This is a genomic window from Pseudomonas sp. 14P_5.3_Bac1, from assembly GCF_025466135.1.
Classification (GTDB): domain Bacteria; phylum Pseudomonadota; class Gammaproteobacteria; order Pseudomonadales; family Pseudomonadaceae; genus Aquipseudomonas.
Genome location: NZ_JANLOF010000087.1, coordinates 129813 through 148526, shown reverse-complemented (window position 1 = coordinate 148526; position 18714 = coordinate 129813). Strand labels below are relative to the sequence as shown.

The following is an 18714-nucleotide window of genomic DNA, read 5'->3' as shown; positions in this document are numbered from 1 at the left end:
ATGCAATTGCATCATCCTGAGGGAGTGCCGTTGGCGGGGGGATCATGACGTTTCCGATTTGCCTGTGGCCGAGCTCGAAGCCTTGGGCCAGAGCCTTCGTTGACAGCCAGAGGGCGTCGGCCCAGGCATGACGCTGCACCATCACTGTGCAATACTCGCGGCCCTCGCGATGACCTGATAAATGCGTAAAGGCAGGTAATGCTTCCTTGTAAAAGGCGTATTTACCCAGATTTATCGCTGAATTTAGTCATTTTTAGAGTGAAAGACCCTAGTGTCGGCTTTTTATACTGCACCCCCGCCGATCCCGCAGGCTGTGCGCTGCCGGACGTGCCTGTCCACGAAACAGGCCTGGTTGAAGTTCGCCCCCGGCTTACCGGCCTGGCGTGCGCAACGCTCGGTGGTTCATATCCAATAACAAGACGAGGTTGTACCCCTATGCCAGTTGGCAATCAGCTGCCCCATGGCGAGACCGCTCAGGGCGGCCCGCTGAAACGTGAACTGGGCGAACGGCATATTCGCCTGATGGCCCTCGGCGCCTGTATCGGTGTCGGCCTGTTCCTGGGTTCCGCCAAGGCCATCGAAATGGCCGGCCCGGCGATCATGCTCTCCTACATCATTGGCGGCCTGGCGATCCTGGTGATCATGCGCGCGCTCGGCGAAATGGCGGTGCATAACCCCGTCGCCGGTTCGTTCAGCCGTTATGCCCAGGACTACCTCGGCCCGTTGGCGGGCTTTCTGACCGGCTGGAACTACTGGTTCCTGTGGCTGGTGACCTGCGTGGCAGAAATCACCGCCGTTGCCGTCTACATGGGCGTCTGGTTTCCCGATGTGCCGCGCTGGATCTGGGCGCTGGCGGCGCTGGTGAGCATGGGCACGATCAACCTGATTGCGGTCAAGGCATTCGGTGAGTTCGAGTTCTGGTTCGCGCTGATCAAGATCGTCACGATCATTGCCATGGTGATCGGCGGCGTCGGCATCATCGCGTTCGGCTTCGGCAACGACGGTGTGGCGCTGGGGATTTCCAACCTGTGGGCCCACGGCGGCTTTATGCCCAATGGCGTGACCGGTGTGTTGATGTCCCTGCAAATGGTGATGTTCGCGTACCTGGGCGTCGAGATGATCGGCCTTACCGCCGGTGAAGCGAAGAACCCGCAGAAGACTATCCCGAGCGCCATCGGCTCGGTGTTCTGGCGCATCCTGCTGTTCTACGTGGGGGCGTTGTTCGTGATTCTGTCGATCTACCCATGGAATGAAATCGGCACCCAGGGCAGCCCGTTCGTGATGACCTTCGAGCGACTGGGCATCAAGACCGCCGCCGGCATCATCAACTTTGTGGTGATCACGGCTGCGTTGTCCTCCTGCAACGGCGGCATCTTCAGCACCGGCCGTATGCTCTACAGCCTGGCGCAGAACGGTCAGGCCCCGGCCGCATTCGGCACCACCTCAAGCAACGGCGTACCGCGCAAGGCGTTGCTGCTGTCGATTTTCGTGCTGCTGCTGGGCGTGTTGCTCAACTACATGGTCCCCGAGAAAGTCTTCGTCTGGGTGACGTCCATCGCCACCTTCGGCGCGATCTGGACCTGGCTGATGATCCTGCTGGCTCAGCTTAAATTCCGCAAAAGCCTGAGCCCGGCCGAGGCAGCCGGCCTCAAGTACCGCATGTGGCTGTACCCGGTCAGTTCGTACCTGGCGCTGGCGTTCCTGGTGCTGGTGGTTGGGCTGATGGCGTACTTCCCGGACACGCGCGTGGCGCTGTATGTCGGCCCGGTGTTCCTGGTGCTGCTGACCGTGCTGTTCTACGTGTTCAAGTTGCAGCCGATCAATGCTGCGGCGCGTGCTCAAGCCTGACGTTCAGGCGCACAACAAAAAGCCCCGGGATCGGGGCTTTTTGTTTTTCAGGCGGTGGCCACGCGCGGCGATTGGCTCAGGCGTTGGTTGAATTCCAGCCAGGCCCCCAGCGCGGCCATCAGGGCGGCGCCAACCAGTGCGGTGACGATTTGCATAGTGAAGGCATCGCCAGCCAGGGCGTTGAGCATATCCGCCAGCGGCGCCAGTAAGACGCCCAGGCAGAATACTTCCAACGAATAACGCCCCATCCGGCAGGTCTGTTGGGCCAGCCAATTTTGTGTCCAGGCAGGCCCGGGCAACAGTTTGGCGGTGACGTAGGCCAGCGCCAGGAAGTGCAGCAGTCGCACCGGTGACAAGTCGGTCTTGCTGATCGGGTAGAGCAGTTCGCTCAAGGCCGCTGGCATCAACGCGTCGTGCACCTCAGGCCAACGCCAGGCGAGGGTGAGCACACCCGCCGCCAGTGCGTAGACCGCCGCCGTGACGAACAACGGCTGGCGCAGCAGTGGCCGATTATCCTGCGCGCGGGGTTGTTGCCCGTGAATGGCCGCCGCGCCACCCAGGATAAACAGAAACTGCCAGGTGACCGGGTTGAAGTACCACACGCCGTCAGCGATGGCGGCCAGGTTCCAGCCCAGGTGCGGCGCCAGCAAGTACACCGCCATCGACACCGCGACCACCGCCCAGGTCTTGCGCAGCAGCAGCGGCAGAACCAGCGGCAAGCCCGCCAGCAGCACGATATACAGGGGCAACGGGTCCATCAGGTTCGGCTTGAAGCGCAACAGCAATTCATCCACCAGCGCTTGCTGCGGGTGGGTAACGAAATGCGTCAGGCCCATCTCTTCGACCAGGTCGCGGGTTTCCACATGGCTGTTGGCGAAAAACACGATGCCCATCAGCATTGCCAGCAGGAAGATGTGCACCACGTACAACACCCAGGTGCGCCGCAGGATCTTCAAGCAGGCCATCCAGTAGCCTTCGCGCTGCAGGACCTTGCCGTAGGCCAGCACCGAGGCGTAGCCGGCAAGGAACACGAAGACTTCAGCCGCGTCGCTGAACCCGATATTGCGCAGGGTGATCTGGCCGAGGGGGTTGTGGGGGACGTGATCCCAGAAAATGAAGATCAACGCCAGGCCCCGAAAAAAATCGATGCGCGGGTCGCGTCCGTTCAGCATGGCAGCGGGCTCTTGAACAAATAGTTTAGTAATGACAGGTGCACGGCGGCGTTGTCGCACGCCGCACGTCGGGCGGGCGCAGGTTGGCGGTATTTGTAAGCAATTGCAAAGGCTGGGTATTACTGAATGTCTCTAGACATCAATGATCACCAATGTGCCTTGGCTACCGGCAAGGACCGCGTGGGCGATACCGGCTTCGACGAGGTACATCTGGCCGGCTTGCACGCGGATTTCCTCGTCGCCGATGCTCAAGCGCAACTGGCCGCTGATCACCAGCAGGCCTTCGTTGTAAGCGTGGGTTTCTTCCTCGTAGGCCTGCTCATCCATGCGCAACACCTTGATCCGCGCCGGGCCTACCTGGCCCAGGCGCGTGGATTTCCAGCTGTCGGGCAGTTGCCCGGCGAGGGCGGCGAAGTCGAGTAACGGCATGTGAATCTCCTGGTTTCAACGATGCCGTCGGTGGTCCGGTTCAGCAGCAATAAGGAATTTAGAACGCATCCATCAACACGAACCGGCAGGGCTTGGCCTGATGTGCATTGATCTGCGGCACCAGCCGGGTGAAGTGTTCGCTCTGGCAGTGAGCATCCAGCGCGGCCTGATCGGGCCATAGCTCGATGAACACGAAGTGCCCGGGGTCTTTCTGATCGACAAACAGTTCGTAGGCAATACACAGCGGTTCCAGGCGGGTTTTTTCCACCAGTTCGGCATACCACGGGCGTACGGTTTCCACGTGTTCGGGCTTGATGAAGTCTTCAGCGATGACTTTGAGCATGGCCGGTCTCCTCACGCAGCTTCGACGTCATTCGGCTCAAAACTGTCCGCGCGTGCCATCTGCCACATGCGCGAATAGAACTGGCCATTTACTTCACCGGTGAGCAATTCACCGGGCTTGAGGAACACATGCAGTTGCGAGAACAGTTTGATTTCAGTCGCCGACATGCGTCGTACCAGGTGCTTGGCCGACAGCTGCGAGGGATGATCCAGACCGGCTGCGGCGAGCATTTCCGCCAGGGCCTTGAGGGTGTTGCGGTGGAAGTTGAACACGCGCTGGGCTTTGTCCGGGACCACCAGCGCACGTTGGCGCAGCGGGTCCTGGGTGGCGACGCCGGTCGGGCACTTGTTGGTGTGGCAGCTCTGCGACTGGATGCAGCCGATGGCAAACATGAAGCCGCGCGCGGCGTTGGCCCAGTCGGCGCCAATGGCCAGAACGCTGGCGATATCGAATGCGCTGACGATCTTGCCGCTGGCGCCGAGCTTGATCTTGTCACGCAGGTTCAGGCCCACCAGCGTGTTGTGCACAAACAGCAGACCTTCACGCAACGGCACGCCGATGTGGTCGGTAAACTCCACCGGCGCGGCGCCGGTGCCGCCTTCCTTGCCGTCGACCACGATAAAGTCCGGGAGGATGCCGGTTTCGAGCATGGCCTTGGCAATGCCCATGAACTCCCACGGGTGGCCCAGGCAAAACTTGAAGCCCACCGGTTTGCCGCCGGACAGTTCGCGCAGTTGGGCGATGAACTGCATCATTTCAATCGGCGTGGAAAACGCGCTGTGGCGCGACGGCGAGATGCAGTCTTCGCCCATCATGATGCCGCGCGTCTCGGCAATTTCCTGGGTGACCTTGTGCTTGGGCAGGATCCCGCCATGGCCGGGTTTTGCGCCCTGGCTCATCTTGATTTCGATCATGCGCACTTGCGGGTTCTGCGCCTGCGCGGCGAAGCGTTCCGGGTCGAAGCGGCCGTCGCTGGTGCGGCAGCCGAAATAGCCGCTGCCCAGTTCCCAGGTCAGGTCGCCGCCGTTTTCGCGGTGGTACGGGCTGATGCTGCCTTCGCCGGTGTCGTGGGCAAAGTTGCCGAGCTTGGCGCCCTGGTTCAACGCGCGAATGGCGTTGGCGCTCAACGAGCCGAAGCTCATGGCCGAGATGTTGAACACCGATGCCGAGTACGGCTGCTTGCACTGCGGGCCGCCGACCATCACGCGAAATGCGCTCGGGTCACTCAACGGCGCTGGGCGCATGGAGTGGCTGATGAATTCGAAGCCGGATTGATACACGTCGATCAGGGTGCCGAAGGGTTTGTCGGCGGTTTCGTTCTTGGCGCGCGAATAAACCAGTGAGCGTTGCGCGCGTGAGAAGGGCAGCGCATCGCTGTCGGATTCAAGCAGGTACTGGCGGATTTCCGGGCGGATGGCCTCCACCAGGTAACGGATATTGCCCAGGATCGGGTAGTTGCGGCGCACCGCGTGGGGGCTTTGCAGCAGGTCGAGTAGACCGATCAGGCTGAGCACGCCGGTGACCACGGTGATCGGCCACAGCCATTCATGTTCGATAAAGGGGAGGCTGGCGAGGGTGAAAATGACGCACACGGCAAAGAAGGCGTAACGGCTTAGTAACGACAGGCTCATACGGTTTTCCTTGGGTTCACTCATCGGCTAGGCGTTTTGCGCCTGTAGAAAGATCGAGAACAGCTCCGACTGGGATTTGATCCCTAGCTTGCTGTACATGTGTTTCTTATGGACTTTCACGGTTTCAACAGAGATTTCCAGCTTACGAGCGATTTCCTTGCTGGAGCAACCGCTGAGCATCAAGCGGCCCACATCCAGCTCGCGGGCGGTGAGTTGCGCGCCCCAGTCATCCGTTTGCACCGGCGGCTGCGGGGCGCTGACCTGATTGAGTTCATAGGGCAGGCGCTGGCGCAGCAAACTCAAGACCCAGGGCTGGATCAGCGACAGCAGGGCGATCTGCTGCGGGTCAAACCGTTGTTTGGAGCCCAGGGACAGGCACAGGGTACGCCCATCCGGCAGGTGGCAATTGAATTGGATTTCATCGGCCACCACGTTCAGGCGGAAGTAGCGCTGGTAGTACTCGGTGAGTTCAAAGTGCTCCGGCGCGACTTCGGCCAGGCGAAACAGCCCGGTGCGTGAGTGTTCGCGGCTGGCGATGTAGAAGGGGTCGAGCAGGTACAGGCCGTTGAGGTAGTCCTGGAACAACTGGTCCGGCGTGCCGTCGGCGCCCGGGCATTCGGCGAATACCAGCGGGCGGTGCGCGTTGCTGAACAGCAATACCACCCAGCTGTCGAACGGCACGTAGTTGTCCAGCAAGCGTACGAGCTGGGTCCAGAAGTTGGCCTGGTCGAGGGCGTCTATCATTTGCCCCACCGAACGGTGCCAGGCGATGTCTTGCAGCGAGACTGTCATTCGTCTACCCCCATAGGGTTACCCCGGCGGCGTGATTTCCCCGACGGTTGCGGCTGCGCATACTGCGCCACAGATAAAACAACAGGACTTCCCATGAAGGTCGAATTTGCCCAGTTGGCAGGTCGTGATAACGGCACAGCTTACAACCTTGAGCGCGCCTTGGCGGCAATTGCTGCCTGCGCCGCCGACACGCAACTGATCGTATTTCCGGAAACCCACCTGATGGGCTTCCCGTCCGCCGAGACCGTCGCCGACATCGCCGAGCCGGTGGATGGCCCGACCGTGCAGGCCGTTATCGAGGCGGCTCGCGCAGGCAATATCGCCGTGGTGATCGGCATGGCCGAGAGCGACGCCGGCCAATTCTATAACACCACGTTGCTGATCACCCCCGAAGGCATTGCCCTGCGGTATCGCAAGACCCACCTGTGGGCCTCGGATCGCGGCGTGTTCACGCCGGGTGACCGCTATGCCACTTGCCTGTGGAACGGCGTGCGCGTCGGCCTGTTGATCTGCTACGACATCGAGTTCCCGGAAACCGCCCGCGCCAACGCGCAACTGGGCGCCGAACTGCTGATTGTCACCAACGGCAACATGGACCCTTACGGCCCCACGCACCGCACCGCGATCATGGCGCGCGCCCAGGAAAACCAGGCGTTTGCGCTGATGGTCAATCGCGTGGAAGAGGGCGATGGCGGCCTGTTGTTCGCCGGCGGCAGTGCCCTGGTCGACCCGATTGGCACGCTGCTGTTCGAAGCCGGGCGCGAGGAAGGGCAATTTACTGTCGAGCTGGATCTTGACCAACTGGTGGCGGCTCGCAAGGACTACCGCTACCTCGACGACCAGCGCTTGAAATTGCCGGGTGAGGTGATCGAGCGCACGGACGGGACGCGTGAACTGCTGATCCCACACCATTAAGGCTGACCCTTTGTGGCGAGCGGGCTTGCCCCGCGTTGGGGCGCGAAGCGGCCCTAAAACCTGCAACCGCGGTTTGCCTGGAGAAATGCAGTGAATGTAATGGGGCCGCTTCGCAGCCCAACGCGGGGCAAGCCCGCTCGCCACAGTAAACACGCTTGATCATAAGAAAAATGACATCTGCGTCACCGACTTCAGTTCTGCCATAAATCTAATAAATCAGCGGAGAATCGCTCATGGCTCGTTTGCAACGCACCCTGTCGTTAGGGTCGGTGGTGCTGTTTGGCATCGCCTATATGACGCCGATCATTGTGCTCGGCACCTTCGGCATCCTCGCGCAATCCACCGGCGGCATGGTACCGGCCGCTTACCTGGCCGCCCTGGTGGCGATGTTCTTTACCGCCATGAGTTACGGGCGCATGGCGTCGGCCTTTCCGGTGGCCGGTTCCGCCTACAGCTACGTGCGCAAGGCCATCAGCCCGAAACTGGGCTTTATCGCCGGTTGGGCGGTGTTGCTCGACTACCTGTTCTTGCCCATGGCCATCTGGTTGATCGGGGCGGCGTACCTGCATTCGGCATTCCCTGCGGTGCCGCAATGGATCTGGGTGCTGGCGTTTATCGGCGTCACCACGGCGATCAATATCATCGGTCTGAAACTGGCCAATGGCATTAATGCGCTGCTGATGTTGGTGCAGTTCCTGGTGCTGATCGCGTTTGTCGCGCTGTGCATCCATTACATCGGGGGCGATGCGAGCAAGCCGCTGTGGACCGTCGCGCCGTTCTTCAACGGCCAGATGCACATGCCGCTGATCATGAGCGGGGCGGCGATTGCCTGCTATTCGTTCCTGGGCTTTGACGCGGTCAGCACGCTGACCGAGGAAACCCGCGACCCACGGCGTACCATTCCGCGGGCGATCATGCTGATCACCTTGATCGGCGGGTTGATCTTTGTTGGCGTGTCGTATTTCGTGCAGATCGCGCATCCGTCGTTCGAGTTTGCCGATGTGGATTCGGCGGCCTATGAAATCGCGCGCAATGTCGGCGGTGACCTGTTTGTGTCGATCTTCCTGATCGGCTTGATCGTCGGCCAGTTCGCCTCGGGGCTGTCGGCCCAGGCCAGCGGTTCGCGGTTGTTGTTCGCGATGGGGCGTGACGGCGTGTTGCCCAAGTCGTTTTTTGGCACCTTGCATGCGCGCTTCGGCACGCCGGTCAACAGCATCCTGTTGTGTGGGGTTGTGGCGTTACTGGCATTGAAGCTGGACGTGACCACCTCCACCTCGTTCATCAACTTTGGGGCGTTCCTGGCGTTCAGCCTGGTGAACCTGTCGGTGATCTTTCACTACTGGATCGGCGCGAAAGCGCGTGGCGTGCGTGAGTTGATGCTGTTCCTGCTGTTCCCGGCCATCGGCCTCGCGGCGGACTTGTGGCTGATGATCAGCCTCGATCATCTGGCGATTTACCTGGGCGTGGTGTGGTTGGCGATCGGCCTGGTTTACCTGGGTTTCCTGACGCGCGGCTTCTCGCAACAGCCGCCGGAAATGGACTTCCAGGAAGCTGCATAGAAGCGACAGGTCTATTCTTATTGCAATCGGTTCTCGTTTGGGTGCATGATTTTGTGTTACTGTGTAACACATTAATTGCACTCAAACGCCCCGGAGGCATTATGAAAACTGGTATCCATCCCGACTACCGCACCGTGCTGTTCCACGACACCGCCGCCGACGTGTTCTTCCTGATCGGCTCCACGGCCGACAGTGAGCGCACCCACACACACAGCGATGGCAACACGTACCCTTACATCCCGCTGGACGTCTCCAGCGCCTCGCACCCGATCTACACCGGCCAGCAGCGCAAGACTCAGGCCGAAGGCCGGATTGCCGGGTTCAACAAGCGCTTTGCTTCGTTTGGCAGCACCCCGAAAAACGCCGAGGCGTGAGGGATTCACGTTTCACCTCAAAGGCCGCTCCAGCATTGGGAGCGGCTTTTTTTATGCGTTGATATCGCAAGGCCATCACTTTGTAAAAACCAACTAAACTACCTGGTAATCGCCAGGAGGCATTGTCCCAGACCGTAAGGAACGCAGATCGACGATCCGAGGTGTCCCATGGGAGAGTCAGTGACCTTTATCGATGCCAACCGTCCAGCGCTGCTGTTGATCGACGCCCACCCGGATGTTTTGCACAGCCTCAAGCGATTGCTCAGCCTGGAGCCCTTCGAACTGCACAGCGCCACCTGCGCCGCTGATGCCCTGGGCATTCTCGCCACTCAACCCATTGACCTGGTGATGAGCGCCGCGCGTCTGCCGGACATGGATGGTGCCTCGTTGCTGGCGCATATCCACCAACACCACCCGCACACGGTGCGCATCCTGCTGACCGGCGAGACCGACCTGACGCTGATCGTCAAAGCCATTAACGAAGGCCAGATCTATCGTTACCTGAGCAAACCCTGGAACGATGAAGAGCTGCTGCTGGCCCTGCGTCAGTCCTTGGCCCATCAGCATTCGGAGCGCGAACGTGGGCGCCTGGAACTGCTGATCCAGGCGCAGAACGATGAACTCAAGCAGCTCAACGCCACCCTGGAAAAACGTGTTGCCTCTCGCACCAGTGAATTGCAGCAAACCGCCGATATGCTCGACCTGGCCTACGAAGAGCTCAAACACAGCTACGCCACGGGCACCGAGGTGTTCTCGTTGCTGGCCAACCTGCGCTTACCGCGGGCCAAGCAAACCAACCGTCAAATCATCGAATTGGTGCGCACCTGGTGTGTGGCCCATGGCGTAGATGAGGCCAGTAACCGCGACCTGACCATGGCTGCCGCGCTCTACAACATCGGCAAATTGAGCTGGAGTGACAGCATGATGGCCTCGCCTTCAGACCTATTGCACAGCAGCGACCGTGAGCGTTATCGCGCTTACGCCACCCAGAGCGAATCGTTGCTGATGACCCTGGAACCGATGAAAGACGCAGCGCGGCTTATCCGCCATCATCAGGAACGCTGGGACGGCAGCGGCTTTCCCGATCACCTCAAGGGTGACGCGATTCCCGCAGGTTCGCGCCTGTTGAAACTGGCGGTGGACTTTATCGAGCTGCAAAAAGGCCTGATCCTTGAACGCCAGATGAACAGCGACGAAGCGCTGCTCTACATCCGCAAATACGCCGGTCGCCTTTACGACCCTGACATGGTCGAAGATTTTGTTTCAGTTTGCGCCACGTACCTCAATGACGTGACCCTGGGCGACCCCAGCGTCAGGGTGCTGGGCACCCGCGAGCTGGAGGAGGGCATGGTGCTCGCGCGCAACCTCAACGCCGATAACGGCATGCTGTTGCTCAACGCCGGCAAGGTGCTGAACCTGCCGCTGGTGGACAAGTTGATTGCCTTTGAGACGATGGAAGGCGCCAGGTACAGCGTGTTTATTAAAGCAGGGCATGAAGGATTGCTTTGCGAATAACGCACTTTCTGTGATCCTTGCGCCTTTGCATTCAAGGCAGTTTTTACATGACATCCACTATCCGCATCGCCGCCGCGCTGTTGATTGGCAGCGACGGCCAAACCCTGCTGGTGCGCAAGCGCGGCACCCAGGCGTTCATGCAACCGGGCGGCAAGATTGACGCCGGCGAACAACCGGCCCAAGCCCTGGCCCGTGAGCTGTTTGAGGAACTCAACCTGCGCATCGAGCCAAGCCAAGCGGTCTACCTTGGTCACTTCTCGGCCCCTGCCGCCAATGAGCCTGGGTTCACCGTGAACGCCGAGCTGTTCCAGGTGCACATCGACGTGGCGGTGACGCCCGCGGCCGAAATCGAAGAAGTGCGCTGGATCGACCCAGCCGGTGACGGCGGTTTGCAACTGGCGCCGTTGACGCGCGACGTGATCCTGCCGTTTTACCGCGCATCGCTGACCTGCGACGCATGATGGTACGCACGCTTGGCGCCAACGACGCCGAGGCTTATCGGGCGTTGATGCTTGAGGCGTATGGCGCTTATCCGCAGGCGTTCACCTCCAGCGTGGCGGAGCGCGCGCTGATGCCCTTGAGCTGGTGGGAAAAGCGCGTCGACAGCCCGCTGGACCGGCTGCTCGGGGCTTTTGAGGGGGACGCATTGGTCGGCATTGTCGGCTTGGCGTTCGAGCCCCGTGAGAAAGCGCGGCACAAGGTGACCTTGTTCGGCATGTACGTGAACCAGGCTTATCAGCAGAAGGGCGTGGGCCGCCAGCTGGTAGAAGCAGCGCTCAGCGAGGCGCGCCGCCACTCACGCCTCAAGTTGATTCAGCTGACCGTCACCGCCGGCAACGACGCCGCCTTCGCGTTGTACCAGCGCTGCGGCTTCATCCAGTACGGCCTGGAACCGCTGGCGGTGCGCGTGGGCGAGGATTATTTCGACAAGATCCACATGTGGCGTGAACTCAAGGTCGACTGAAATCCCAAGTGGGAACTCAATCCAATGTGGGAGCTGGCTTGCCTGCGATAACATCGCCTCGGTGCTGCAGTCAGACCGCGTCGTCTGCATCGCAGGCAAGCCCGCTCCCACATTTTTAACCTGTATCGGCTAGCGCACTGCGCTGACGCCATCGAGGGTGGAAAACGACGTGTCCTTGGCCGTCAGCAAAAAGTCGCGCATGTACGGCGCGTCCAGCATGTCTGCACGAATCCCCGCATACAACGTCGCGAACAGCCCTTTCTCGCCCAACCGCTTGGCCTTCACGTAACCGCGCGAGCTGTACTCATGCAGCGCCCAATGCGGCATGCCGCACACACCACGGCCGCTGGCCACCAGCTGCATCATCATGACGGTGAGTTCCGAGGTGCGCACCTGGGCCGGTTCCACGTCGGCCGGCTCTAAAAAGCGCGTAAAGATGTCCAGCCGATCACGTTCCACCGGGTAGGTGATCAGGGTCTCGGTGAGCAAATCTTCGGGCACGATGTACGATTTGTTCGCCAGTGCGTGCTGGTTGGCCACGGCCAGCATGGCTTCGTAAGTGAACAGCGGCACGTAGGTGATGCCCGGCAATTCCAGCGGGTCGGAAGTCACCACCAGGTCCAGGTCGCCCCGCGCCAGCGCCGGCAGTGGCGCGAAGGCGAAGCCGGACGCCAGGTCCAGCTCGACTTCCGGCCAGGCATCGCGGAACTGGTCGATAGTCGGCATCAGCCATTGGAAGCAGCTGTGGCACTCGATGGCCATGTGCAAACGCCCGGCGGTGCCGCCGGCGAGCCGCGCAATATCGCGCTCGGCGCCGCGCAGCAAGGGCAGGGTGGCGTCGGCCAGTTGCAGCAGGCGCAGGCCGGCGCTGGTAAAGCGCAGTGGCTTGGTCTTGCGCACGAACAGCTGCATGCCCAAGCGCTCTTCCAGCTCCTTGAACTGATGGGACAGCGCCGACTGCGTCAGGTGCAGGCGCTCGGCGGCTTCGACCAGGCTGTCGGCTTCGCGCAAGGCGTGCAGGGTCTTGAGGTGACGGATTTCGAGCACGGGCTCTCCATGAAGACGATTTGTGGAAAACAGCAATGGCGTGAGTTTGTCTCATGTTGCAAGGCGTGTCGATCATGACCGCTGGGCGCCGTTCATCAAACTGTCACGCAACTGTGGCAGCGCGCTTGAATAAACTTCATCAGACTCGCGCTCTACTGGGGTTCTGTGTTTCGGTGTTTTTCATGCGCGTGTTGTGTTTACTGGCCGCTTTATTGTTCGGCCTGCCGTCTTTTGCGGCTTCTCGATGTGACGTCAATGTCCCGACGCAAACGGTCGACCTGGCTCAGGTGAGTATCGCCTACCAGAGCATCGGCCGTGCGTCCGACCCTGCATTGCTGCTGGTGATGGGCCTGGGCGGGCAGTTGATCCACTGGCCGGACGAAGTCGTCGTGGCGCTGTGCGAACAAGGGTTTCGGGTGATTCGCTACGACAACCGTGACGTCGGCCTGTCCACGTGGCGCCAGGCACCGGCCAGTGCCAACCTGACCTTCGAAGTGCTGCGCTACAAACTCGGCCTGCCGGTGGCGGCGCCCTACACGCTGACCGACATGGCCGACGACGCCCTGGGCTTGATGGACGCGTTGCAGATCCGCCAATTCCACGTGTTGGGTGCAAGCATGGGCGGCATGATCGCCCAGCACCTGGCGGGCATGGCGCCGCAACGGGTCGAGAGCCTGACGCTGATCATGACCAGCTCCGGCGCCGAAGGCCTGCCGGCGCCGAGTGCGGCGTTGGTGCAGTTGCTGTCGCGGCGCAGCGCGCCCAACCGTGAAGTGGCGCTGGAGCAGCAGGCCGACTTGCTGGCGGCGTTGGGCAGCCCGTTGGTGAAGGACGATCGCCAGGTGTTGCTGCATCAGGCCGCGCTGTCCTACGACCGCGCCTTCAACCCGGACGGGGTCAAGCGCCAGATCATGGCGATCCTCGCCGAGCCCAGCCGTGTGCCGCTGCTCAATCAATTGCGCGTGCCAACGCTGGTGGTGCATGGCACTGCCGACCCGTTGCTGCCGGTGATGCACGGTGTGCATTTGGCCGCGCATATCCAGGGCAGCCAATTGAAGTTGATTCCCGGCCTGGCGCATCGTTTTCAGGAGGCGTTCAAGGCGCCGTTGCTGGCGGCGGTGTTACCGTACCTGCAAGCCCATCGCGAAGATGCCGCGCACTGGGCGCAGATTGATGTAGGGCAGCCTTCGAAGGTGTTGTGAAGTTGGTGTATCGTGCAACGTTTACGGCGCATCAATGCCAGCGAGGTTGCCCACCATGAGTACTCCCCTGAAAATCGATTTCGTCAGCGACGTGTCTTGCCCCTGGTGCATTATCGGCCTGCGTGGGCTGACTGAGGCGTTGGACCAGCTGGGTGCTGAGGTGCAGGCCGAGATTCATTTTCAGCCGTTTGAGCTGAACCCGAATATGCCGGCTATCGGGCAGAACATCGTTGAGCACATCACTGAAAAATACGGCTCCACCGCAGAGGAATCGCAGGCTAACCGTGCACGTATTCGTGACTTGGGTGCGGCGGTGGGCTTTGCGTTTCGCACTGACGGGCAAAGTCGTATCTACAACACGTTTGATGCGCATCGCTTGCTGCATTGGGCCGGGTTGGAAGGGTTGCAGTACAACCTGAAGGAAGCGCTGTTCAAGGCTTATTTCAGCGATGGGCAAGACCCGTCCGACCCTGCGACCTTGGCGATTATTGCTGAAAGTGTTGGGTTGGATGTCACCCGTGCTGCGCAGATTCTGGCCTCCGATGAGTACGCCGCAGAGGTGCGCGAGCAAGAGCAGCTGTGGATTTCCCGAGGGGTGACTTCGGTGCCAACGATCGTGTTCAACGATCAGTATGCGGTCAGTGGGGGGCAGCCGGCTGAGGCCTTTGTTGGAGCGATTCGTCAGATCATCAGTGAGGCCAAGGGCTGATGGGTCTTCGCGGCCTTGTGTACCTGTCCTGAGTGATTGAAGCAAAAGCAGATCTGCTTTTCTGTAGGAGCTGGCTTGCCTGCGATAGCATCAACTCGGTGTGCCTGATGTACCGAGGTGCCTGCATCGCAGGCAAGCCAGCTCCCACATTTGACCGAGTACACCTGATGCACTGAGCTTCAAGTGTGGGAGCGGGCTTGCTCGCGAAGGCGGTGGGCCGGCCGCCAGCCACCCACATCCAGTCCATCATTCAAACTTGTAACTGATCGCCGTCTGCACCTGCCCCTGGTTCACATCACCCGTCTGCTTGACGATGGTGCTGTTGGCCGCCGACCCCACCAGGTGCGTCCAACTGGCGCTGGTCAACAATGACCAGTGCGTATCCAGCGGGAATTCAAAACTCTGGGTCAACGTCAGGTTCTGGAAACCCGCACTGGCGTTATAGGCCCGAATGCCCGAAGCCGCAGACTCCTTGTCGTCAACGCCGAAAAAGGTCTGCGTCTGGCGCGCATCGGCAAAGTGCGCCATCAGGCCGGTGCTGCCGATGATGCCGCCACCCAACGGGTAACCCAACTCACCGCCGAGTTTGCCCAGCACGCCACTCTGATCACGCCCGCCGCCCACGGCCTGGCCGACCTGCGCGTACACGCGCCAGAACTCGGCTGGGGCGTATTGGATGAAGCCGCCGACTTCCGCCATGTCCGACACATCGCGCAAGCCGCGCAGCGAACCATTGGCCGTGCGGCCCGGCAGGTAATTGATGTAAGGGCCGGCAGTAATGCCGTTGGTGTTCAGCGCGCTCCAGGTCAGGCCGTCGTCGGTGCCCAGGCTGACACTGCCCCAGTCCAGATCGAAGTAGGGAATCGGCCGGGTTTCGTAGCGGCTGCCGGTAGGGTCGTGGGGTTGATAGCTGACACCCGCGCCCACTTCGCCGGTAATGCCGTCGGCCAATACCGTACTGGAAAAACCCCACAGCCCGAGCAAACCGGCGAATACAGCAGAAGTAACCTTGAACATGGAGCCATTTCCTTATCTGAACATGCGCGCATTCACGCGCGAAGGGCGTCCCTGACGCAAGCACTCATCTTGTTTGTAGCAAGCTACAAAAATTGTAGCTCCTGCGACACAAAACACTCGGGCCATCGGCCAAAACCCCAGCCCTGCGGGCTTTTAGCCAGTTGGCACAATCCCTGCTCTACCCCTCCTGCAAGCGCAAAGAGCGCGATTTTCTTCAAGCCCTCCAACTCAAGGAAAGGCAATGATCCACTGGCATATCGTGTGTGACTTCGACGGGACCATCACCCCAACCGACGTCATCGACAACGTCCTCCAACGCTTCGCCGGCCCCGAGTGGGAAACCATCGAACAGGAATGGCTGGATGGGCATATCGGTTCCCGCGAATGCCTGAGCCGCCAACTGGCGCTGATCAAAGCAACCCCGGCGGAACTGCTGGCGTACTTCGACAGCGTCGAGATCGACCCGGACTTCCCGGACTTCGTCGATCACGTCATGGGCCTGGGCGCGACCATCGAAGTGGTCAGCGACGGCATCGAACAAGGCATCGCGCGCATCCTGTCGCGCAACTACGTGACCTTGCTGCCGATCCTCGCCAACCGCCTGCGCCAGGTCGACCAGAACAGCTGGCGCATCGACTTCCCGTACTCCAGCGATGCCTGCCGTGCCGCCTCCGGCAACTGCAAGTGCAAATCCACCCCGCGCAACAAGCGCGTGCTGGTGATCGGCGACGGCAAGTCCGACATGTGCGTGGCTTCCACCGCCGACTTCGTCTTTGCCAAAGGCAGCCTGGCCGACTATTGCCAGGCCAACAACATTCCTCACGCGCGCTTCGACACCTTCGCCGAAGTGACCGCATTGCTGGCCAAGCTGCCTCAGGGCATCGCGGCCAACGCCACCACCTTTACTGCTGACAACCAGGAACTCTTCCACCATGTCTGATATCCGTATCGCCACTGCCGAAGACCAGATCCTTCTGGATAAAGAAGCCAAGTACTGCTCCTACGGCGACACTGTTCACTACATCGAGCCGCCGCGTATTTTCAGTCGTTGCGAAGGCTCCTACGTGTGGGACACCGAAGACCAGGCCTACCTCGACCTGCAAATGTGGTACTCGGCCGTCAACTTCGGCTACGCCAACCCGCGCCTGAACAACGCGCTGAAACAGCAGATCGACACCCTGCCGCAAATCGCCAGCCAGTACCTGCACAAAGGCAAAATCGAGCTGTCGGAAATGATCGCGGTCGACGCCAAGAAGAAGTTCGGCCTCGACGGTCGCGTGCACTTCAACGTCGGCGGTTCGCAGTCCATCGAAGACTCCCTGAAGGTTGTGCGTAACGCCACCAACGGCAAGAGCCTGATGTTCGCTTTCGAGGGCGGCTACCACGGCCGTACCCTCGGCGCGTCGTCGATCACCTCCAGCTACCGCTACCGTCGCCGTTACGGCCACTTCGGCGAGCGCGCGCAGTTCATCCCGTTCCCGTACCACTTCCGCGGCCCCAAAGGCATGACCAAGGAAGAATACGGCAGCCACTGCGTGCAGCAATTCGCCCGTCTGTTCGAGACCGAATACAACGGCGTGTGGGACCCGAAAGTCGGCCAGAGCGAATACGCAGCATTTTACGTCGAGCCGATCCAGGGCACCGGCGGCTACGTGATCCCGCCGATGAACTTCTACCGCGAACTCAAGCATGTACTGGACCAGCACGGCATCCTGATGGTGTCCGACGAAATCCAGATGGGCTTCTACCGTACCGGCAAACTGTGGTCGATCGAGCACTTCGACGTGCAGCCGGACGTGATCGTCTTCGGCAAAGCGCTGACCAACGGCCTGAACCCGCTGGGCGGCATCTGGGCCCGTGAAGAGTTGATCAACCCGAAGATCTTCCCACCAGGTTCGACGCACTCCACCTTCGCCTCCAACCCACTGGGCACGGCGGTAGGTTTGGAAATGTTCAAGATGACCAGCGAAGTCGACTACGGCGCGATGGTCATGGCCAAGGGCAAATACTTCCTGGAAGGCCTGCAAGACCTGCAGAAACGTTTCCCGATCATCGGCGACGTCGATGGCCTGGGCCTGGCCCTGCGCTGCGAAATCTGTGGCCCGGATGGCTTCACGCCAGACAAGGCGACCCTGGACTACATGGTTGAAGAAGGCATGAAGGGCGACATGGTCGTCGATGGCCAGAAACTCGGCTTGATCCTCGACGTGGGCGGCTACTACAAAAACGTGATCACCCTGGCGCCGTCGCTGGAAATCAGCTACCCGGAAATCGACCTGGGCTTGAAGCTGCTCGAGCAACTGCTGGTACGGGCGACCAAACGGTGAATGCCTCCGGGATCGACCTCGGTGAAGGTGATGCCGGCTTCGTTCTCGGTGAAGGTCCGGTCGGGATCCTGTTGATCCACGGCCTGACCGGCACCCCGACGGAATTGCGTCAGGTCGCCAAAGGCTTGGCCAAGGCGGGTAACTGCACGGTGTACGTGCCCACCCTGGCCGGGCATTGCGGCGACAACAGCGACCTGCAAGCTACCGGCTGGCTGGACTGGTACGAAGGCGTGCGCAACACCTTCGTGCAGGTCAAGCAACGCCACGAGCAAGTGTTTGTCGGTGGCTTGTCCATGGGCGCGGTGATGTCGATGTACGTGGCCGCCGAACACCCTGGGCAAGTCGCCGGGCTGTTGATGTATTCCACCACCTTGAAGTACGACGGCTGGAGCATTAACAAACTGGCATTCCTGACGCCGTTGTTAATGAAGATTCCATTCGGCGTACACATCTGTCGCTTCGAAGAGAAGCCGCCTTACGGCATCAAGAACGAGCGCCTGCGGGCCATCGTCGAGCGCCAGATGAAGGAAGGGGAGAGCAGTGAAGCCGGTTTGCTGACCATGGAAGGCATTACGGTGCGCGAGTTGCACCGCATGAACGCCGTGGTCAAGAAACGCATGCCCGAGGTCAAGGTACCGGCGCTGGTTTTGCACTCCATTGAGGACGACATCACCAGCCGCTGGAACGCCGATTACGTGGAACGCCATTTGGGCGGCCCCGTGACCAAGATTCTGTTGGACAACTGCTACCACATGATCACCGTCGACCTGCAATACCGACGCGTGATCGAGTTGAGCGCCGAGTTTGTCGAGCAACATGCCGAGGCTATCCAGGCGCCCGTAGACTATCGACAGCGGGCTTAAGCCTAAG

19 protein-coding genes are annotated in these 18714 nt (G+C 60.7%); 12 read left to right on the top strand and 7 right to left on the bottom strand.

Annotated elements, in window-relative coordinates; all coding sequences use genetic code 11:
* Positions 1-435: 435 nt before the first annotated feature.
* Positions 436-1848 carry an amino acid permease gene (locus NTD89_RS26735; protein ID WP_145161475.1) on the top strand — a complete coding sequence of 471 codons (1413 nt, stop codon included), beginning with the start codon at positions 436-438 and terminating at the stop codon, positions 1846-1848.
* Between the two features lie 47 nt (positions 1849-1895).
* Here NTD89_RS26735 and NTD89_RS26730 read toward each other — a convergent pair whose 3' ends face one another.
* The 5 genes from NTD89_RS26730 to NTD89_RS26710 form a co-directional block, all read right to left on the bottom strand.
* Positions 1896-3020, bottom strand: a complete 1125-nt coding sequence (locus NTD89_RS26730) for an OpgC domain-containing protein (RefSeq protein ID WP_145161478.1) — start codon at positions 3018-3020, stop codon at positions 1896-1898.
* A 132-nt stretch (positions 3021-3152) separates the two neighbouring features.
* Positions 3153-3449, bottom strand: a complete 297-nt coding sequence (locus NTD89_RS26725) for a cupin domain-containing protein (RefSeq protein WP_242194452.1) — start codon at positions 3447-3449, stop codon at positions 3153-3155.
* A 58-nt stretch (positions 3450-3507) separates the two neighbouring features.
* A complete protein-coding gene (locus tag NTD89_RS26720) occupies positions 3508-3792 on the bottom strand; it encodes a putative quinol monooxygenase (protein ID WP_262210539.1) in 285 nt (94 codons plus the stop codon).
* Between the two features lie 11 nt (positions 3793-3803).
* Entirely contained in the window at positions 3804-5423 is a 1620-nt protein-coding gene (locus NTD89_RS26715) for an FMN-binding glutamate synthase family protein (RefSeq protein WP_262210537.1), read from the bottom strand.
* A 27-nt stretch (positions 5424-5450) separates the two neighbouring features.
* Positions 5451-6215: a helix-turn-helix transcriptional regulator gene (locus NTD89_RS26710; RefSeq protein ID WP_242194448.1), complete on the bottom strand. Its 765-nt coding sequence runs from the start codon at positions 6213-6215 to the stop codon at positions 5451-5453.
* 93 nt (positions 6216-6308) lie between these two features.
* Between NTD89_RS26710 and NTD89_RS26705 the strand changes: the two genes are divergently transcribed.
* The 6 genes from NTD89_RS26705 (at position 6309) to NTD89_RS26680 (ending at position 11542) form a co-directional block, all read left to right on the top strand.
* Entirely contained in the window at positions 6309-7130 is an 822-nt protein-coding gene (locus NTD89_RS26705; protein WP_145161492.1) for a carbon-nitrogen hydrolase family protein, read from the top strand.
* Positions 7131-7363: 233 nt separating this feature from the next.
* Positions 7364-8689 carry an APC family permease gene (locus tag NTD89_RS26700; protein ID WP_262210535.1) on the top strand — a complete coding sequence of 442 codons (1326 nt, stop codon included), beginning with the start codon at positions 7364-7366 and terminating at the stop codon, positions 8687-8689.
* Between the two features lie 101 nt (positions 8690-8790).
* Positions 8791-9063: a type B 50S ribosomal protein L31 gene (locus NTD89_RS26695; RefSeq protein ID WP_242194441.1), complete on the top strand. Its 273-nt coding sequence runs from the start codon at positions 8791-8793 to the stop codon at positions 9061-9063.
* A gap of 168 nt (positions 9064-9231) precedes the next feature.
* Positions 9232-10578 (top strand): HD domain-containing phosphohydrolase, encoded by a 1347-nt coding sequence (locus NTD89_RS26690; RefSeq protein ID WP_262210533.1) that lies wholly within the window; start codon positions 9232-9234, stop codon positions 10576-10578.
* Between the two features lie 47 nt (positions 10579-10625).
* Positions 10626-11039 (top strand): NUDIX hydrolase, encoded by a 414-nt coding sequence (locus NTD89_RS26685; protein ID WP_242194438.1) that lies wholly within the window; start codon positions 10626-10628, stop codon positions 11037-11039.
* Positions 11036-11542 (top strand): GNAT family N-acetyltransferase, encoded by a 507-nt coding sequence (locus tag NTD89_RS26680; protein ID WP_262210530.1) that lies wholly within the window; start codon positions 11036-11038, stop codon positions 11540-11542. The genes NTD89_RS26685 and NTD89_RS26680 overlap by 4 nt, the downstream gene beginning before the upstream one ends.
* Before the next feature lie 129 nt (positions 11543-11671).
* On the opposite strand, the gene metR is transcribed toward NTD89_RS26680, so the two are convergent.
* On the bottom strand, positions 11672-12589 hold the full coding sequence (gene metR / locus NTD89_RS26675) for a transcriptional regulator MetR (RefSeq protein ID WP_057012200.1): 918 nt from the start codon (positions 12587-12589) through the stop codon (positions 11672-11674).
* A gap of 182 nt (positions 12590-12771) precedes the next feature.
* On the opposite strand from metR, the gene NTD89_RS26670 reads away from it, so the two are divergent.
* Together NTD89_RS26670 and NTD89_RS26665 are read left to right on the top strand one after the other, a co-directional pair.
* Positions 12772-13791 (top strand): alpha/beta fold hydrolase, encoded by a 1020-nt coding sequence (locus tag NTD89_RS26670; protein WP_262210529.1) that lies wholly within the window; start codon positions 12772-12774, stop codon positions 13789-13791.
* Positions 13792-13846: 55 nt separating this feature from the next.
* Positions 13847-14500 carry a DsbA family oxidoreductase gene (locus tag NTD89_RS26665; RefSeq protein WP_262210527.1) on the top strand — a complete coding sequence of 218 codons (654 nt, stop codon included), beginning with the start codon at positions 13847-13849 and terminating at the stop codon, positions 14498-14500.
* A gap of 246 nt (positions 14501-14746) precedes the next feature.
* Here the strand turns inward: NTD89_RS26665 and NTD89_RS26660 are convergent, their stop codons facing one another.
* Positions 14747-15517: a MipA/OmpV family protein gene (locus tag NTD89_RS26660; RefSeq protein WP_262210526.1), complete on the bottom strand. Its 771-nt coding sequence runs from the start codon at positions 15515-15517 to the stop codon at positions 14747-14749.
* A 241-nt stretch (positions 15518-15758) separates the two neighbouring features.
* On the opposite strand from NTD89_RS26660, the gene NTD89_RS26655 reads away from it, so the two are divergent.
* Genes NTD89_RS26655 through NTD89_RS26645 form a run of 3 tightly spaced genes read left to right on the top strand, consistent with a single transcriptional unit; the run spans position 15759 to position 18707 of the window.
* A complete protein-coding gene (locus NTD89_RS26655) occupies positions 15759-16457 on the top strand; it encodes an MtnX-like HAD-IB family phosphatase (RefSeq protein ID WP_262210525.1) in 699 nt (232 codons plus the stop codon).
* Entirely contained in the window at positions 16450-17844 is a 1395-nt protein-coding gene (locus tag NTD89_RS26650) for an aspartate aminotransferase family protein (protein ID WP_106579418.1), read from the top strand. The genes NTD89_RS26655 and NTD89_RS26650 overlap by 8 nt, the downstream gene beginning before the upstream one ends.
* On the top strand, positions 17841-18707 hold the full coding sequence (locus NTD89_RS26645; protein WP_145161515.1) for an alpha/beta hydrolase: 867 nt from the start codon (positions 17841-17843) through the stop codon (positions 18705-18707). Before NTD89_RS26650 ends, NTD89_RS26645 begins: the two co-directional genes overlap by 4 nt.
* Positions 18708-18714 lie beyond the last annotated feature (7 nt).